Origin of the sequence: Hydrogenovibrio sp. JE_KL2 (assembly GCF_009296185.1) — a bacterium.
Lineage (GTDB): Bacteria > Pseudomonadota > Gammaproteobacteria > Thiomicrospirales > Thiomicrospiraceae > Hydrogenovibrio.
This window is the reverse complement of record NZ_WBJR01000001.1, coordinates 636,806-652,949: the sequence shown is the minus strand read 5'-3', so window position 1 is coordinate 652,949 and position 16,144 is coordinate 636,806. Positions and strand designations below refer to the sequence as shown.

Annotated in this window: 13 protein-coding genes and 4 tRNA genes; 13 read left to right on the top strand and 4 right to left on the bottom strand. The window is 43.5% G+C overall.

Annotated elements, in window-relative coordinates:
* Positions 1-11 precede the first annotated feature (11 nt).
* The 3 genes from F8R13_RS03050 to F8R13_RS03040 are packed head-to-tail and all read right to left on the bottom strand — an operon-like array spanning position 12 to position 3,095.
* Complete coding sequence (locus F8R13_RS03050; RefSeq protein ID WP_152831832.1) at positions 12-257, bottom strand: SlyX family protein; 246 nt, start codon at positions 255-257, stop codon at positions 12-14.
* Positions 242-2,053: a M61 family metallopeptidase gene (locus tag F8R13_RS03045; RefSeq protein ID WP_152831831.1), complete on the bottom strand. Its 1,812-nt coding sequence runs from the start codon at positions 2,051-2,053 to the stop codon at positions 242-244. Before F8R13_RS03045 ends, F8R13_RS03050 begins: the two co-directional genes overlap by 16 nt.
* 1 nt (position 2,054) lies before the next feature.
* On the bottom strand, positions 2,055-3,095 hold the full coding sequence (locus F8R13_RS03040; RefSeq protein ID WP_152831830.1) for an SLAC1 anion channel family protein: 1,041 nt from the start codon (positions 3,093-3,095) through the stop codon (positions 2,055-2,057).
* Positions 3,096-3,329: 234 nt separating this feature from the next.
* Between F8R13_RS03040 and F8R13_RS03035 the strand changes: the two genes are divergently transcribed.
* The 9 genes from F8R13_RS03035 (at position 3,330) to pgl (ending at position 10,401) form a co-directional block, all read left to right on the top strand.
* Positions 3,330-4,313, top strand: a complete 984-nt coding sequence (locus F8R13_RS03035; RefSeq protein ID WP_216642578.1) for a hypothetical protein — start codon at positions 3,330-3,332, stop codon at positions 4,311-4,313.
* A gap of 82 nt (positions 4,314-4,395) precedes the next feature.
* On the top strand, positions 4,396-5,808 hold the full coding sequence (gene gltX, locus F8R13_RS03030) for a glutamate--tRNA ligase (protein WP_371414880.1): 1,413 nt from the start codon (positions 4,396-4,398) through the stop codon (positions 5,806-5,808).
* Between the two features lie 213 nt (positions 5,809-6,021).
* Positions 6,022-6,097: transfer RNA gene (locus tag F8R13_RS03025), tRNA-Ala, on the top strand.
* A gap of 72 nt (positions 6,098-6,169) precedes the next feature.
* Positions 6,170-6,245: transfer RNA gene (locus tag F8R13_RS03020), tRNA-Glu, on the top strand.
* 4 nt (positions 6,246-6,249) lie between these two features.
* Positions 6,250-6,324 (top strand) — tRNA-Gly (locus F8R13_RS03015).
* Positions 6,325-6,422: 98 nt separating this feature from the next.
* Positions 6,423-6,498: transfer RNA gene (locus tag F8R13_RS03010), tRNA-Glu, on the top strand.
* Positions 6,499-6,739: 241 nt separating this feature from the next.
* Positions 6,740-8,188 (top strand): decarboxylating NADP(+)-dependent phosphogluconate dehydrogenase, encoded by a 1,449-nt coding sequence (gene gnd / locus F8R13_RS03005; protein WP_152831828.1) that lies wholly within the window; start codon positions 6,740-6,742, stop codon positions 8,186-8,188.
* Positions 8,189-8,191: 3 nt separating this feature from the next.
* Positions 8,192-9,682, top strand: a complete 1,491-nt coding sequence (gene zwf, locus F8R13_RS03000; RefSeq protein WP_152831827.1) for a glucose-6-phosphate dehydrogenase — start codon at positions 8,192-8,194, stop codon at positions 9,680-9,682.
* Between the two features lie 11 nt (positions 9,683-9,693).
* Complete coding sequence (gene pgl, locus F8R13_RS02995; RefSeq protein ID WP_152831826.1) at positions 9,694-10,401, top strand: 6-phosphogluconolactonase; 708 nt, start codon at positions 9,694-9,696, stop codon at positions 10,399-10,401.
* A gap of 65 nt (positions 10,402-10,466) precedes the next feature.
* Here pgl and F8R13_RS02990 read toward each other — a convergent pair whose 3' ends face one another.
* A complete protein-coding gene (locus tag F8R13_RS02990) occupies positions 10,467-12,638 on the bottom strand; it encodes a bifunctional (p)ppGpp synthetase/guanosine-3',5'-bis(diphosphate) 3'-pyrophosphohydrolase (protein WP_152831825.1) in 2,172 nt (723 codons plus the stop codon).
* Positions 12,639-12,831: 193 nt separating this feature from the next.
* Between F8R13_RS02990 and dusA the strand changes: the two genes are divergently transcribed.
* Genes dusA through arsC form a run of 4 tightly spaced genes read left to right on the top strand, consistent with a single transcriptional unit; the run spans position 12,832 to position 16,109 of the window.
* Positions 12,832-13,899: a tRNA dihydrouridine(20/20a) synthase DusA gene (gene dusA / locus F8R13_RS02985; RefSeq protein ID WP_152831824.1), complete on the top strand. Its 1,068-nt coding sequence runs from the start codon at positions 12,832-12,834 to the stop codon at positions 13,897-13,899.
* On the top strand, positions 13,896-15,482 hold the full coding sequence (xseA, locus tag F8R13_RS02980) for an exodeoxyribonuclease VII large subunit (RefSeq protein WP_152831823.1): 1,587 nt from the start codon (positions 13,896-13,898) through the stop codon (positions 15,480-15,482). Before dusA ends, xseA begins: the two co-directional genes overlap by 4 nt.
* Before the next feature lie 34 nt (positions 15,483-15,516).
* Positions 15,517-15,735: an exodeoxyribonuclease VII small subunit gene (gene xseB / locus F8R13_RS02975; protein WP_152831822.1), complete on the top strand. Its 219-nt coding sequence runs from the start codon at positions 15,517-15,519 to the stop codon at positions 15,733-15,735.
* Between the two features lie 5 nt (positions 15,736-15,740).
* Positions 15,741-16,109: an arsenate reductase (glutaredoxin) gene (gene arsC, locus F8R13_RS02970; protein WP_152831821.1), complete on the top strand. Its 369-nt coding sequence runs from the start codon at positions 15,741-15,743 to the stop codon at positions 16,107-16,109.
* Positions 16,110-16,144: the final 35 nt, after the last annotated feature.

Sequence of the window (16,144 nt, the reverse complement as noted above, 5' to 3'; positions counted from 1 at the left end):
GGCAAAAACACTCAATAATGCGGCGGCGGGCTTTCCTCACTTGGTAGTTTGATTTGGCTACCCATTTCGGATTTCATGTTCTTTAAGAATTCCGAAAGCACCTTTAATTGATGTTTTAACTCCACAATGTCTTGCTGCTGCTTGGCAACCAAGTGACTGAGTTGATCGACCGTTTCATCTTGATAGGCTTGATGAATTTCCAACTGGTGGATTTTGGCTTCCTGTTCAGAAACGCGCACGTCTAGTTCTTCAGCCATGACAAAGCCTCTCCATATTGATTGTTTTTTTCCAAAACGACTCGATCCGATACTAGATGATTGAATTGTATTTCCGTTTTCATGAGTTCATCACGTCTGAAATAATGACAAATAACTTTGTCACCCAGCTCACAGCCTTTCAAGAAGCTTTCCACGGCATCGGTCGATGCCATTTTATAGCCATTCAAAGCAATGATTTCATCCGACGTGGCAACGCCAGCATTGTGAAGTGCCATGTCATTCCAAACGTGCGTTACCCGCACAGTTTGGTGCTCTGTGGTTTGTAGGTTTGCGCCGAGTTGTACAGGAAAGTTGGTTTCCTCGGTGCTCCCGCCGGTATCTTTCAAACCTGTTGCAGGACGTAGTGTGAAATCAACACCGAAAGGTGAGAATAGGCCTTCAAACGGCAAGTCTTCTTTATCAAACAGATGTTGTTTGAAGAAATCAGTCAGGTCAATACCTGAAACTTCCTCGCAAAGCTGTTCTATTTCACCTTCAAGCAACCCTTTTCGAGGCAACCCATGCTTTTGCCAAAGTGCCTTGAGAACATCTACAAGGGTCTTTTGGTTTTGCGTTTGTTGACGAATAAGCAGGTCTAAACCCAAGCCGATTAAGCTGCCTTTTGTGTAGTAGCTGATAATGGCATTGGGGGCATTTTCATCCTGCTGGTAGAACTTGGTCCAAGTCGTTATGCTGGATTCTGCCACGGACTGTTTGAAGCGCCCCGGCATGCGATAGACACGCGTCATTTCTTTTGACAGACGCTTGAGGTAAGTATCTGAATCGACCAAGCCTGCCATGTTCAAAAACAGACCATCAAAGTAAGAGGTAATGCCTTCAAACCACCATAATTGGTTGGTGTAGACAGGCTCAGACAGGTTGGATGCCTGATACACTGCTGGTTGAATTCGCTTTACGTTCCAACTATGGAAGTATTCATGCGCGCACAACTCTAGGAATTGAATATAACCATCAGTGCGTTTCGCATCAGTTGTGTAAGGCAGGTCACTTCTAGAACACAGGAGGGCAGTAGAATTGGTGTGCTCCAATCCGCCGTAACCGTTATCCGTCACCATCACTTGAAATAGGTACTCAACAAAAGGATAGGGGGCACCAAATAAGCTCAATTCAGTCTCGCAAATAGCCGTTAAGTCTTTGATTAATTGTTCTTTATTCAGTTTGTGTCTTTCAAACTTTCCTGTGAAAGCAATACGATGCGGAACACCATTGGCGACAAACTCAACCTCGACAAAATCACTGACTTCTACCGGATATTCAATCAAGTCACGGTAGTTTGCTGCACGGTAGTCGCCAAAGCCAAATGCATCCGTACTTACCTTTGGTAGCGTGGAGGCAACACGCCAACCTTGCTGTTCGGTTAGCTTTGTTTTCGGTAAAGAAATTTCGTAAGGCGCGTCGGCAAAATCATCAACACGTAGAAATACAGAGGTGCCATTAAAGAAGGCATGCGTTTGATCAAAATGTGCGGTGCGTACCGATAAATCCCAGGCATAGACTTGATAACTGACTTGAACGCTTCCAAGCACGTTTTCATCAGTGCTCAAAACCTGCCAATGAGATTTGTCGAGCATCCGAATCTCCAAGGTATTACCGTTACCATCTTTTGCGCTCATGTCTATGAGGTTTTTAGCAAAGTCGCGAATCAGGTAACTGCCAGGAATCCAGTTAGGCAAACTTAAATTCAGCGTTGTTTGGTGAACGTTCTCAATACGAAGATGCACATCTATTAAATGGGCATGTGCATTTTCTAGGGTGACGGTGTAATGAATGGTCATATTAACCTTGGGCTTGTTCTGTTTCAGTAGGTTCTGCTGGTTTGGGTTCAGCAGGTGGTGGCACACAAAGTTTTTTGTTCTTGATTGCGATAAATGTTTTTAGCGTTAGATGCAAAATCAATGCGGAAAGCACCGATAAAAAGAACGCGGCAAAAAAGCCAAATGCGTTCATGTGTAGCTTTTCGTACATCATAAAGCTAGCATTAGCAATGGTTGCAATCGGGAAGGTGTATGCCCACCAAGACAAAGAAAATGGAACTTTAATAAAACGCCAAATTTGTGTGAACAACAGAAGAGAAAAGAATAAAGCGGTGTAATAAAGTACCCGACCAAAGTTATCAATTGAATCGCCATCCTGAATTGCCAAGTAGGACAAAAAGCCCATCGCGGGTGGTGCAATTAAAATAAACAAGGTTGGTTCCATCAGCTTGAGCATAGGAGGATGGAAAAACAATCGATACATAACAATGGCTAGTAGAATCAGCCAGAATACCAAACCAATACTGAAATAGAACCATGCAATTTCATGGAGGCCGAATTGCATTGCCGGTAGCGGTGCAACAATGTTACCGACAATGGGGATAAACCAAGCAGGTGTCATTTGGTTAATTTGCCACTTTTCATGCAAAATCCAAGACTGCACGACATAAAAGGTCAGCATCAACTGAGCAAGTGCACCTATGACAAACATGATTTCTGAAAGCGCTGGCGCGATATCTTTATAAAGAATCGATAAAAGCAATAGACTGATGCTGGCAGTTGGAAAGAAGTTGACGGCGATTGGATGGTTGATTTCTTTGGTTACCGCATCCTTATACTTCAGTAACTTCACCCCATAAGTCAATGCCACTAAAACAAAAAACAACGTTGTGATTGCCGTTAAGGTCAACGCAATGGTCTGTGACAGTCCCAAAATAGTATGAGCATTATGAAAGCCTATAGTTAAACCGGCATAGCCCATAATGGCGCCGAAAAGCGTAATCGGGAAAAAACTCAAACGGTTAGGTGGCGTTTCGTTAGATAAAGTTTGCTGTTCAGTCATGGTGTCCCCAAGCGATAAGCGATGTTACAAAGAAAGATCAAATTTACGGCTATTATAATGACTTGTCGAAAAATTGTTATCCTTCAAGTTTGCATAATCCTTGTTTAGCCTCTAAGGTGTCGTGAAGAAATGATTGAATATTTTCAGTAACTTCACCATACTTTTAACAAATGAATATTCACTCCAGACAGCAAAACACGAAAGGATCCCCCTAAACCGATGGAAAAAAGCCCCATGTTTGAAAAGCGTGACTTCTTTAAGTTACCGGTCAGCTATTTTTCGATGCCGATGGGGCTTATCGGTTTGGGTATTGAAGTACATCATTTTGAAAGAATCATTGCTTCTGGCACCACTTTTAGTGCGTGGATAATGCATCTTGCCTGGTTGATTCTCGCTGCAATGGCCGTGTTTTCGTTTGCCAACCTATTAAAAGCAGAAGGGCGACAATTTTTCAAAGCTCAGTGGCAGAACTCTATCAGTTTACTAGACTTTCCCATTCTCACGCTTACGTCGCTCTTGCTGCTGCTTTCTCTTGAAGACTTCAATGACGGGCAGGATTTATGGTTAATTGCTTTTGCACTGGTCGTGATTGCTCATACTTTTTTGAATATTGAGATTCTGACCCGTTGGCTAAATGATACTAATCTTCAGCTTCAAGATATACGGCCAACTTTTTTCATTCTGTTGTCCGGTAATTTCATGGTGGTGATCGTAGGGGATTTCTATCTGCCTAAATCCTATGATGAATTCTTATGGTTCTACTTTTCGGTCAGCTTGTTTTTATGGTTTACGTTTGTTTTCATCTTATTTTACCGTCTGATTTTTGAAGTCAGTATCCAAGACACCTTAAGACCAAGCTTGTTTATTATCTTGTCACCGCCATCACTGGGATTGATTGCTTATGCATTGTTATCTCATGCGACAGCAATGAGTGCGGTAACTTGGGCTTTGTTCAGCTTCGCAACCTTCTTTTTGGGTATGTGGTTCTTGATGCAGCGCTTTTTCAGGAAGATTCGTTTGACCATGATTGGTTGGGCGTTCATATATCCTTTAGCATCCTATGATGTTTCGCTACAGTTTATTTATGACCTAACAGGAAATCCTGTGATTCTCAGTCTGGCATTTATTGTTATGGCGACCAATATCACGCTATCGAGCATTTTGCTCTACCACATGACGCGTACCTTTCTGACAAGAAGCATCGTAGAAGAACAATAACTGTCACGATGTCTCATCATTGCTGCCCCAAGATGTTTTATAATAGACGCCATTTTCGATTCACTTTTTCTAGGAGAACTTCGTGGTAAAAACTCGCTTTGCGCCCAGTCCAACAGGTTATTTACATATCGGCGGTGTTAGAACGGCACTTTATTCTTGGTTATATGCCAAGCAAAAGGGCGGCGATTTTATTTTACGAATTGAAGATACTGACTTGGAACGCTCCACTCAGGAATCTGTAGATGTCATTATGGAAGGGATGGAGTGGCTTGGATTGTCACATTCAGAAGGCCCTTATTACCAAACGCAAAGGTTCGATCGCTATAAAGCGGTTATTCAACAGCTTCTTGATAATGACTTGGCTTATTACTGCTATGCAACACCAGAAGAGTTGGATGCAATGCGTGAACAACAACGTGAACGTGGTGAAAAACCACGCTATGACGGTCGTTACCGTGACTTTAAAGGGACACCACCGGAAGGTGTTAAGCCAGTGATTCGTTTCAAGAATCCGTTGGATGGTGATGTCGTGATTGATGACATCGTCAAAGGAAAAGTAACGGTTTCCAACAAAGAGCTGGACGATTTGATTATTGCGCGCTCGGACGGCACGCCTACTTACAACCTAACAGTTGTTGTGGATGACTGGGATATGAATGTCACACATGTCATTCGTGGTGATGACCATTTGAACAATACGCCAAGACAAATCAACCTGTACCATGCACTGGGTGCGTCCTTACCAAGATTCGCTCATATTCCAATGGTATTGGGGCCTGATGGAAGTCGTTTGTCCAAGCGTCATGGGGCCGTTTCCGTATTGCAATACAAGGAAGAAGGGTTTCTCCCTGAAGCGTTGTTGAATTATTTGGTTCGCCTTGGTTGGTCTTACAAGGACCAGGAAATTTTCACTATTGACGAGATGGTTGAATACTTTGATTTGGAAAAAGTTAATTCAGCACCTTCTACGTTCAACGCTGAAAAACTGTTATGGATCAATCAGCAGCACATCCAAAATACTCCGGTAGACAATCTAGTTAAAAACCTAACACCTTTTATGGAAGCGAAGGGCTTGGATATCACACAAGGACCGGATATTTCAAAAGTAGTAGACCTACTGCGAGAAAGAGCCAAAACCCTTGTAGAAATGGCTAATGGTGCCGTGTATTTCTATCAGGACTATGAAACCTTTGATGAAGATGCAGCCAAAAAGCACCTAAGAGGAGTCGCGGAAGAACCACTCAGAAAAGTTCAGGAAAAATTTGCCGCTCTGTCTGACTGGAGCAAAGAAGCCATTCACCATGCGATTGAAGCTACGGCTGCTGAACTGGAAGTAGGTATGGGGAAAGTCGGGATGCCTTTACGCGTTGCGATTACTGGAGGCGGACAGTCTCCATCAATTGATGCAACGGCAGAGCTGATCGGGCAACAACGTTGTGTGGATCGTATTACCCTAGCGATCGAATATATTCAGCAGCGAATGAAAGACGCTTAATATATTGATAAAAAAAGAAATACGACGGGCGACTTTGTAATGAAGTTCGCCCGTTTGTTTTTTGGCTGCCACCACAGCGGTTATCGAAACAAAAAATATTTACAGATTTATGAAAAAATGCCTTGACCCAAGACGGCATATCTTTATAATACGCGCCTATCAGTTACATGGCTCCTGACTAAGATTTCACAATCTTAACTAGAGTGGAAATTTGGGGCTATAGCTCAGCTGGGAGAGCGCAACACTGGCAGTGTTGAGGTCAGCGGTTCGATCCCGCTTAGCTCCACCAAATTTGAACTGATAAACACGATTATACTAGGCCATAATCGCGTCATACTTTAGAGATGACACTTTTCAAAGTGTCCCGTTCGTCTAGAGGCCTAGGACACGGCCCTTTCACGGCTGTAACAGGGGTTCGACTCCCCTACGGGACGCCACTATGCGGGAATAGCTCAGCGGTAGAGCACAACCTTGCCAAGGTTGGGGTCGCGAGTTCGATCCTCGTTTCCCGCTCCATTTTTAGGTAAGTTGAATAGGGTACGACTAGGCCCGTACATAAACCTTTTCAGCTTATCGCTTGTTGAAATACAGGCACCGAGCGGACGCTCAAATCTGTCCCGTTCGTCTAGAGGCCTAGGACACGGCCCTTTCACGGCTGTAACAGGGGTTCGACTCCCCTACGGGACGCCACATTGCTAAAAGCCTGGCATAATGCGAGTTATGCTGGGCTTTTTTATTTCTCGCTTTTCCGCTTTCTCGATTTTATTTTTCCTGTTAAACTGAAATTCAAGCACATCGTCGTGTCTAGGTGCCTATCAGCACACATTCGCTTTTCTTAAAATTTATTTCATATTGATAATGTATTTCCTCGCTAAGCTAAAGCTTCATCTCAATGTTTAGTGTGCAAATACGTCTAGGTAGGAGTTGCTCTATGTCAAAATCGGATATCGGTCTAATTGGTTTAGCAGTCATGGGGCAGAACCTTGTTCTGAATATGGCTGATCACGGTTATCGCGTAACGGTTTATAACCGATCTGCGGATAAGACAGAAACCTTTTTACAACAGCGCGTTGAAGATCGTCCGATTGTAGGGGCTTACTCCCTAGAAGAGTTTGTTGATAGCCTTAGTGTTCCTAGAAAAGTCATGCTAATGGTTAAGGCAGGTGAAGTGGTTGATCACTTTATTGAGTTGCTATTACCGCTTCTGGAAAAAGGTGACATTATTATCGATGGCGGAAACTCGCTATACACCGATTCAGACCGCCGTACCAAATACCTAGAAGAAAAAGGCATACTGTTTATTGGAACAGGCGTTTCCGGTGGTGAAGAGGGTGCTAGATCAGGGCCTTCCATCATGCCTGGAGGCAACCCAAAAGCCTGGACATCCGTTAAACCTATTTTTCAGGATATTGCAGCGAAAAGTCATGGAGAAGCCTGTTGTGACTGGGTTGGGCAAGGTGGTGCCGGACACTATGTCAAAATGGTTCACAATGGTATTGAATACGGTGATATGCAGTTGATTACCGAAGCCTACCAACTCATGAGAGAAGGGCTTGGACTCAGTGCAGACGAGTGCCAGCAAATTTTTGCAGAGTGGAACCAAGGTGTTCTGGATTCTTACTTGATTGAGATTACGGCAAACATCCTTTCATTTAAAGATGAGGATGGTGAGCCGTTAGTCGATAAGATTCTGGATGCCGCAGGACAAAAGGGAACCGGAAAGTGGACAGGAATCAGTTCACTGGATTTGGGGATTCCTCTAACCTTGATTACCGAATCAGTTTATAGCCGATGTTTGTCGTCATTAAAAACCGAAAGGCAAAAAGCTGCAGGGATTTTTCCGAAACAACCAGTTGCATTATCTGTAGACAAGCAGGAAACCTTGACGGCCATTCATGATGCACTATATGCCTCAAAAATCATTTCCTACACACAAGGCTATATGTTGATGTCCGAAGCTGCCAAAGAGTTTGGTTGGGAATTAAATTATGGTGGCATTGCGTTGATGTGGCGTGGCGGTTGTATTATCCGTAGCACCTTCCTGGGCGAAATTAAGGCAGCCTATGATAAGCAGCCAGATTTACAGAACCTTCTGCATGCAAACTTCTTTGAGTCTGCCATAAATGGGGCAGAGTCAAATTGGCGTAAAGCCATTATTTTCGGTATTCAAAGCCAGATACCAACACCTGCATTAAGCTCAGCACTGGCTTTCTTTGATGGTTATCGCAGTGCGACCTTACCAGCCAATCTTCTACAGGCACAGCGTGATTATTTTGGTGCTCATACTTATGAGCGTGTCGATAAACCTCGTGGTGAATTTTTCCACACCGACTGGATTCAATCCGGCGGAAATGTTAGCTCCACAACTTACGAGGTGTAATGAATGCCACAGGATTGTTCATTTGTTGTTTTTGGTGCGACGGGAAATTTATCTTTAACCAAGTTGATGCCTGCTTTCTATCACTTGGATGAAATGAACCGTTTAAGTGACGGCATGCGTCTGATCACCCTAGGACGTAAAAACTATACGCAAGAAGAATGGTTGGAGATCATCAAAAAAGCCGTTTCGCCTAAAGCACGTGGTGGACTGAAAGATGATGTTTTTGAACGCTTTGCAAAGCGTATGCAGTATTTTTCGATGGATGCGGATGAAATTAGCTCTTACCATGAATTAGAAAACTTACTGAATGCTGAAAACATGCCATCCAATATGGCATTTTATCTTTCTTTGGGGCCGGACCACTTTGCCAAGGTTGTTAGAAACCTAAATAAAACTGGGTTGCTTGACGAAAGTACAGGGTGGCGAAGAGTGGTGCTTGAAAAGCCATTTGGCTATGATACAGCCAGTGCAAAAGCTCTGCAACTGGAGCTAAATAAGTACATTAGTGAATCGCAAACCTATCGGATTGACCATTACTTAGGAAAAGGTATGGTGCAGAACGTGATGGTTTTTCGCTTCGCCAACTTGTTGATGGAACCACTCTGGAACCGAAACTATATCGACCACATTCAAATCACCCATGCCGAAGACAAACCCATAGGGAGTCGTGCAGGTTATTACGATACCAGCGGTGCGATGCGAGACATGATTCAAAGTCATTTGTTGCAGCTTTTAGCACTTGTCGCCATGGAACCTCCGGCATCCATGGATGCCGAAGATTTACGTGATGAGAAGGTAAAACTGCTCAAGTCGATTCGCTCCATTTCCAAGAATAATGTTAAGTCTCAAGCCTACCGTGCGCAGTATGCCGCTGGGGAAGTGAATGGACAGCAGGTGCCAAGCTATCTTGAAGAGCCTGGCGTTGCCGAAGACAGCGTAACCGAAACTTATGCAGCCCTTAAACTTTATATCGACAACTGGCGTTGGGCTGGTGTGCCGTTTTACATTCAAACGGGTAAGAATATGGCTACATCGAAAACATTGGTTTCCATTTGCTTTAAACATCCACCAAAGCAGTTTTTCCGCGATTCTCAGGTGAAAAAAATGGATCCTAACTGGATTATTTTTGGAATACAGCCTCGCGAATCCATTAAAGTAGAAATGACGGCCAAAGAGCCTGGATTGGAAATTTCAACCCAGCAGATTAGTTTGGATGCCGCCATGAGACTGGAGGGTGAGGACTCAATAGATGCCTATGAAGAACTCTTGTTGGATGTTATCAAAGGTGATCGTTCGCTATTCTTGCGTTACGACGAAGTCAAAGCGGCTTGGAAAGTCGTGGATCCTGTATTAGAGGTTTGGGCTTCTGATACCAGTTATATTGATACCTACCCATCAGGAAGTTGGGGGCCACAAGGCGCTGAAAAACTCTTTGATCATCCTGATCAAGGTTGGCGCCGTCATATCAACCCAGAGTGCGCCACAAATCCATAAAAGATGCTCAAATGAATACATCCTTACCAAATAACTGGATTGCCCTGCAAACCGCTGAAGAGGTTGCTCAAAAAGTCACTGAGCAGGTTTTACTCATTGCTGATGAGTCCATTTCACAAAAGGGAAGTTTTCATTTTATTACGGCAGGGGGGACGACCCCCAATCGTTGCTATGAACTGCTTTGCGAGGCTGAGGCTGACTGGAAACGTTGGCATATCTATATGGGGGATGAGCGCTGCTATCCAGCAACAAATGCAGAAAGGAATAGTTTCGCCTTAACTCAGCATTGGCTAGGTAAACAGAAACAAATTCCAAACAACCAGATTCATTTCATGCCAACTGAGTTAGGCTTAGAAGCCGCTTCTCGGGCTTACAATGACATTGTTCATGCCGTGGTTGGTTCTGTTGGCTGTTTTGATTTGTGCTTGCTGGGAATGGGGGAGGATGGACATACTGCCAGTTTGTTTCCGGGGCATTTTTATATCGAAGACCAATATACTGTATTAGAACGTCAATCTCCTAAACCGCCAAATGAGCGTTTAAGCTTGTCTTTCGAAACGCTTTGCAACAGCAAAACCGTTATAAAAGTTGTGACAGGTGCTTCAAAGCATCCGGCCATTCAACAATGGCTAAAAGGGGAGAACCTCCCTATTTCAAACATCTATGGCTTAGAAAACACATTCACTTACCTGAGTGAAGATGCTCTTAAGCCCTTATAGTATTCACCTTTACAAAATAAATCAAGTGGTTGATATTTAAGATAAATACCCCAACCTGGTAGATTTTAGTTTAAGTTTATTGAAGCGGTTTCTACGTTGTCTATCTGTTCCAGTTGGTCAAGTAGATTCCCCACACTGATATGCGAGTCCAGCTCCAGAACGAACTGCATGGTAACGGTACCATCGGATTTATCCGATGACGTATCTGAACGAAGGATGTTGATGTCCATTGATGTCAACAAAGTCATGATATCCCTCAGTAGACCTTTTCTGTCAAAGCACAGCACGCTTAGCTCAGCCTCATAGGTCTCCACTAGCTCTTCTTGATGGCGTGTCCAAGACACGCCAATCAAGCGTTTTTGCTCTTCGTAGTTGAGATTCAGAATATTATTACAGTCTTTTTTATGGACAGTAATCCCTCTACCACGGGTGACATAACCGATAATCTCATCCTGTTCAGTCGGGTGACAACAAGGCGCCAACTGTGTTTTTAGTTGAGGTGAACCGATGACATAAGCTCTTGCCGGCTCATGGCGGTTGTCGGTCAAATGAATTGAATCAGTCACCTTGGTTTTAGTCGGATCTTGAGAGGTAATGTGTTTTTGTTGCGGTTTCAGTTGTTTTTGAATCGCGCTGTTCAGTTGGCGGTCGTTGATTTGACCTCGACCTAACGCCTCAAAGAAGTCTGATACGGATTCTGATTTAAATTGCTGAACCAACTGATCGATATGAATATCTTGCGCGTGCAAACGGCGCAATTCTTTATTGAAGATTGCTTCACCGGCATCTCGGTTGGCTTCTTTGTTTTGATGATTGAACCAATGACGTACTTTGGCACGTGCACGACTGCTTCCCAAATAATTTAAGTTAGGGTTTAGCCAATTACGACTCGGTTCACCTGACTTGACGGTAAGCACTTCGACCTTATCGCCGGTTTTTAGCTGATAGGTTAGGGGAACAATTCTGCCATTAACTTTTGCGCCACGACAACGATGCCCAAGCTCGGTATGGATATAATAGGCAAAGTCCAGCGGTGTAGAGCCTTTACTTAGGGTAATGATTTCATCCGTTGGCGTCATTGCATAGATATGCTCAGACAAAAGTTCTGTACTGATTTCATTCAACAAATCCGGATTATCGTTGTACTCCAACATTTGTCGAACGAGGTTGATGCTTTGTTCAAGACGTGCATCCAGCTTTTTGCCGCCTTCTTTGTAGCGCCAATGTGCCGCTACACCATATTCTGCGTGGCGATGCATTTCATAGGTACGAATTTGAATTTCAACGGTTTTGTTTTCTGCACCGATAATAACGGTGTGAATAGATTGGTAACCGTTTTCCTTAGGACTTGCAATGTAATCGTCGAACTCACCCTTGATATAGTTCCAACGACTGTGAACCATCCCTAATGCTTCATAGCACTGCTCAATAGAATCCACGTAGATGCGAACCGCTCGGAGATCATAAAGCTCGTCGATCGGAAGGTTCTTTTTCGACATCTTTTTCCAGATGCTATAAATGTGTTTCGGGCGCCCGGATATCTTGAAGTCCATATTCTTTTCATTAAACATGTCTTTCAAAGTATCAATCACGCTATTGATAAAGGCTTCTCTTCCCGCACGTTTTGAATCCAGTTGCTGAGCGATAGACTTATACAACTCAGGATTCAGATAACGGAAGGATAAATCTTCCAACTCCCATTTGAGTTGAGCAATCCCCAAGCGATTGGCAAGGGGAGCGAAAATCAACTGCGTTTCGTTGGCTATTTGTTCTTTAACATTATCAGGTTCATTTTTCAGATTACGCAGCCGAACCACTCGATAAGCCAACTTGACAATCATAATGCGAATGTCCGAAGTCATCGCCAATAGCATTTGCCTTAGGCGTTCGGTTTGAACTTCGTTGGTAGCGGAAGCTGCGTTGAATTCTTTGATGGCGTTCAAGCGGCGAATTTCCGAAACCATTTGAACGATGTTCGGACTGAAGAGCGATTTCAGTTTTTCAATGGGATAAGCTTCATCCAAATTACCGTCGCTCAAAAGTGTCGCGATTAAGGTATCCCTATCGAGATTTAGTCCAGCCAAAACAACGGCGACATCGGCGCTTCTTACGTTGGCAACTTTAGGTAATTCTTCTGCTTCAACCGCGATTTCACAGGCTTTAAAGCTGAGAGCATCGTCTTCTTGGTCATTGAATTCTTTTTTAAAGACTTGTAGATAAAGTTCTTGGGGAGTCATTTTTATTGTTTTTCCGCCTCTGAAATCTTTTCTTATTTTGTTTCTTAGGTATTAGGTCACCGTGTAGTTTACCGAATTTATACCTATTTATGCGCGATAAATCTGGATATAGTGGTGAAAAAGCCATTGGCAATGTTCATCAACTTGAGAAAATGCGATAATGCCAAGATTATGAACTTTATGAACTCACTTTATGAACTCACAAGATAGTATGTTTCAAAGCACTACAACTCGCGCCCCCATTCAGCAAAACAGCGCCCAAGGCTTTTCTGTTGCGCCAATGCTAGACTGGACTGACCGTCACTGTCGTGTCTTCCATAGAAAGCTGACAAAGCACGCTTGGCTATACAGTGAAATGGTGACCACCGGTGCGATTATTTATGGAAATAATCTACCTCGTTTTTTAGGGCATGAGCAAGATCAGCCAGTGGTTTTACAGCTCGGCGGTTCTGATCCGCTTGAATTAGCGCATTGCGCCAAATTAGGCGAAGAGTGGGGATATGATGAAATCAACTTAAATGTGGGTTGCCCCTCTGACCGTGTTCAGAACAATATGATTGGTGCCTGCCTGATGAACCACCCGAAGTTGGTGGCAGAAGGTGTTGATGCCATGAAGCAAAAAATTTCAATTCCGGTTACAGTGAAGTCGAGAATCGGGTTGGATGATAATGAAGACTTTGACAAACTGGTCGATTTTGTCGGTGGCATTATTGATGCCGGTGGCGATGGTGTGATTTTGCATGCTAGAAATGCCTGGCTACAGGGTTTATCGCCAAAAGAGAATAGGGATGTTCCTCCTTTGAAATACGACTGGGTTCGCCAAATCAAACAAACATTTCCAACCTTTTCTATTGCTATTAATGGCGGCATTGCAACGCCCGAAGCCGGAGTGGATTTCTTAGTCCCGGATCAATCACTTCCAGCGGTTGATGGAGTAATGCTAGGTCGAGCTATTTACGAAAATCCTTACTTATTGACCAGTGTCGACCCGCTGTATTATCGAGATAATGCGAATACACCTACTCGACAAGAAGTGCTGGAATCACTTTATCCTTATATAGAAAACCACTTGGCACATGATGGTAAGCTACACCAGATTTCACGGCATATCCTCGGATTGTTTCATGGTATGCCAGGTGGACGTATTTGGCGCCGCTATCTTTCTGAAAACGCATTTAAAGCGGGCGCGGGCATTGAAGTACTGCAAACTGCGTTACAGAAGGTCAATGATGAAATCTACCGAATGGAACAAGCGTCATGATTCTGCTTGAAGTGCCATTTGCCGAAAAAGATATTGCCAAGTCTGTCGGCGCTCGCTGGAATCCGGTTGAAAAAAAATGGTATGTTCCTGATGACTTGTCATCTGATCTTTCGCCATTTGAGCGTTGGCTACCTCAAGATGCCACACATGAATCAACTCAGCAAATAGTCCTTCCGGGTAGTAATGAAGCAACGTCTTCGAATGAAAAAGAAAAGGGCATTCCGCTGAGTCAGTTAATGTCTCAGGTTCAATTGGCGATTCGTAAACAATTTACTGGCGCAGTATGGGTAACGGCAGAAGTTGCCAATATGAATGAGCGAAGAGGGCACTGGTATTTTGAGTTGACCGAGACGACCGAAGAGGGTGCTCAACTGGCGACTTGTCGTGCGATGATTTGGCAAAGCCAAGCAGAAAGGCTTTTAAGAAAGTTTGCAGACGAAACAGGATCAGAACTGGCACCTGGTCAAAAAGTTTTGTTGATGGTTGAACCGACATTCCATGAGAAATTCGGTTTTTCATTGGTTATTCAAGACCTTGACCCAAGCTTCACATTAGGTGAGTTGGAAGCTGCTCTACAGACTATCCGGAAACAACTGATCAGCGAAAAGCTTTACGATAAAAACAAAACCTTCTCTATGCCGAAAGACTTTTATCGTGTTGCGGTTATCGCACCGCCATCTGCGGCTGGGCTTGGTGATTTTCGAGCCGATGCTGACTTGCTGGTTAAGCACAAGTTATGCGAATTCAAATATTTCTATTCGGCATTTCAAGGTGAAAACGTCGAGAAAGAAATGCTGCTGGCTTTTGAAGCTTTCCTGGCGCTGCATCAATCCAATCATTTTGATGCCCTGATTATTATTCGCGGCGGTGGTGCTAAGCTTGATTTACAACCACTCAATAATTATGCATTGGCAAAAGCCATTGCAAACATGCAACTCCCCGTACTTACCGGGATAGGGCATGAAAGAGACAATACGCTTTTAGATGAAGTGTGCGCTGTCAGGTTTGACACGCCGAGTAAAGTCATTGGTGCAGTACACCGTGCTATTGTTACATCTGCGCAAACAGCAAAACAAAATTGGCTTTTTATTGAAAAGGCGAGTTTGTTGTATGTACAAAGGCAAAAGCAACAGCTACAGGAAATGGAGTCCAGAATTCAAACCAAGAGTTTGCAGTCCTTACATATGCATAAACAAAACCTGACGCCATTGATGATCCATATTCAACAACAGAGCATTCGTAAGTTAAATCAGCAACAACACCTTTTGGAACAGTGTTTTGATGCTATTTTTCATCAGGCAACCAACCAGGTGCAACTACAAAAGCAAAACTTGTCTCACTATCGTGAGATTTTGTTGTCACGACCTGCAAAGTTACTGGAGTCCGCCAAGCAAAATGCACAACAACTGATTGGCTTTATCTTGAGTTCGGGCCCCAAAACCCAGTTGAACAGGGGATTTGCAATGGTTAAAGCAAAAGACAGCCAGAAGCCAATTACCACTAGAGATCAAGCGACGCAACAAGGCACTCTGGAAATACAATTTTCAGACGGGTCTATTGATGTGACAGTCATTAAAGATTAGATATTCAGAATTGAACAAAACGGAGTTTTAAACGATGGCTCAGAACACAGAAAACAGCTACCAAAAAAACTATGAGAAATTGCAGGAAATTGCGCAAAAACTCTCTCAGTCCGACAATATTGACATAGATGAATTGGTGCCAATGGTTGATGAAGCCACCAGAGCTTACACCTTGTGTCAGTCACGTATTGAAGCAGTGGAATCTGCATTGAATAAGCGACTAGATAAAGTGGACGAAGATAGCGAAGGTTGAGGCAAATGAAGGCAACGATTTATCACAACCCTAGATGCTCAAAAAGCAGACAAACTTTACAATTATTGGAAAGCAGTGATGCTACACCAGACATTGAGATTATCGACTATCAAAAAACGCCGCTTGATGTTGCCACACTTGATGAAATTTGTACGGGATTAGGCATTGAACCACAACAGTTGATAAGAACAAAAGAAGACCTTTTCAAAGAGTTGGGGTTATCCATTGACGATAATAAAACACGTGAGGAATGGTTGGCGATTCTGCAACAAAACCCTAAACTCATCGAGCGTCCGATTGTAAACATCAATGGTCGATACGCAATAGGGCGCCCACCAGAAAATGTTGCTTTATTACTGGATGATATGGACTAGGTCTTTGGTAAGGATGGTTGATAAGTACTGTTTAA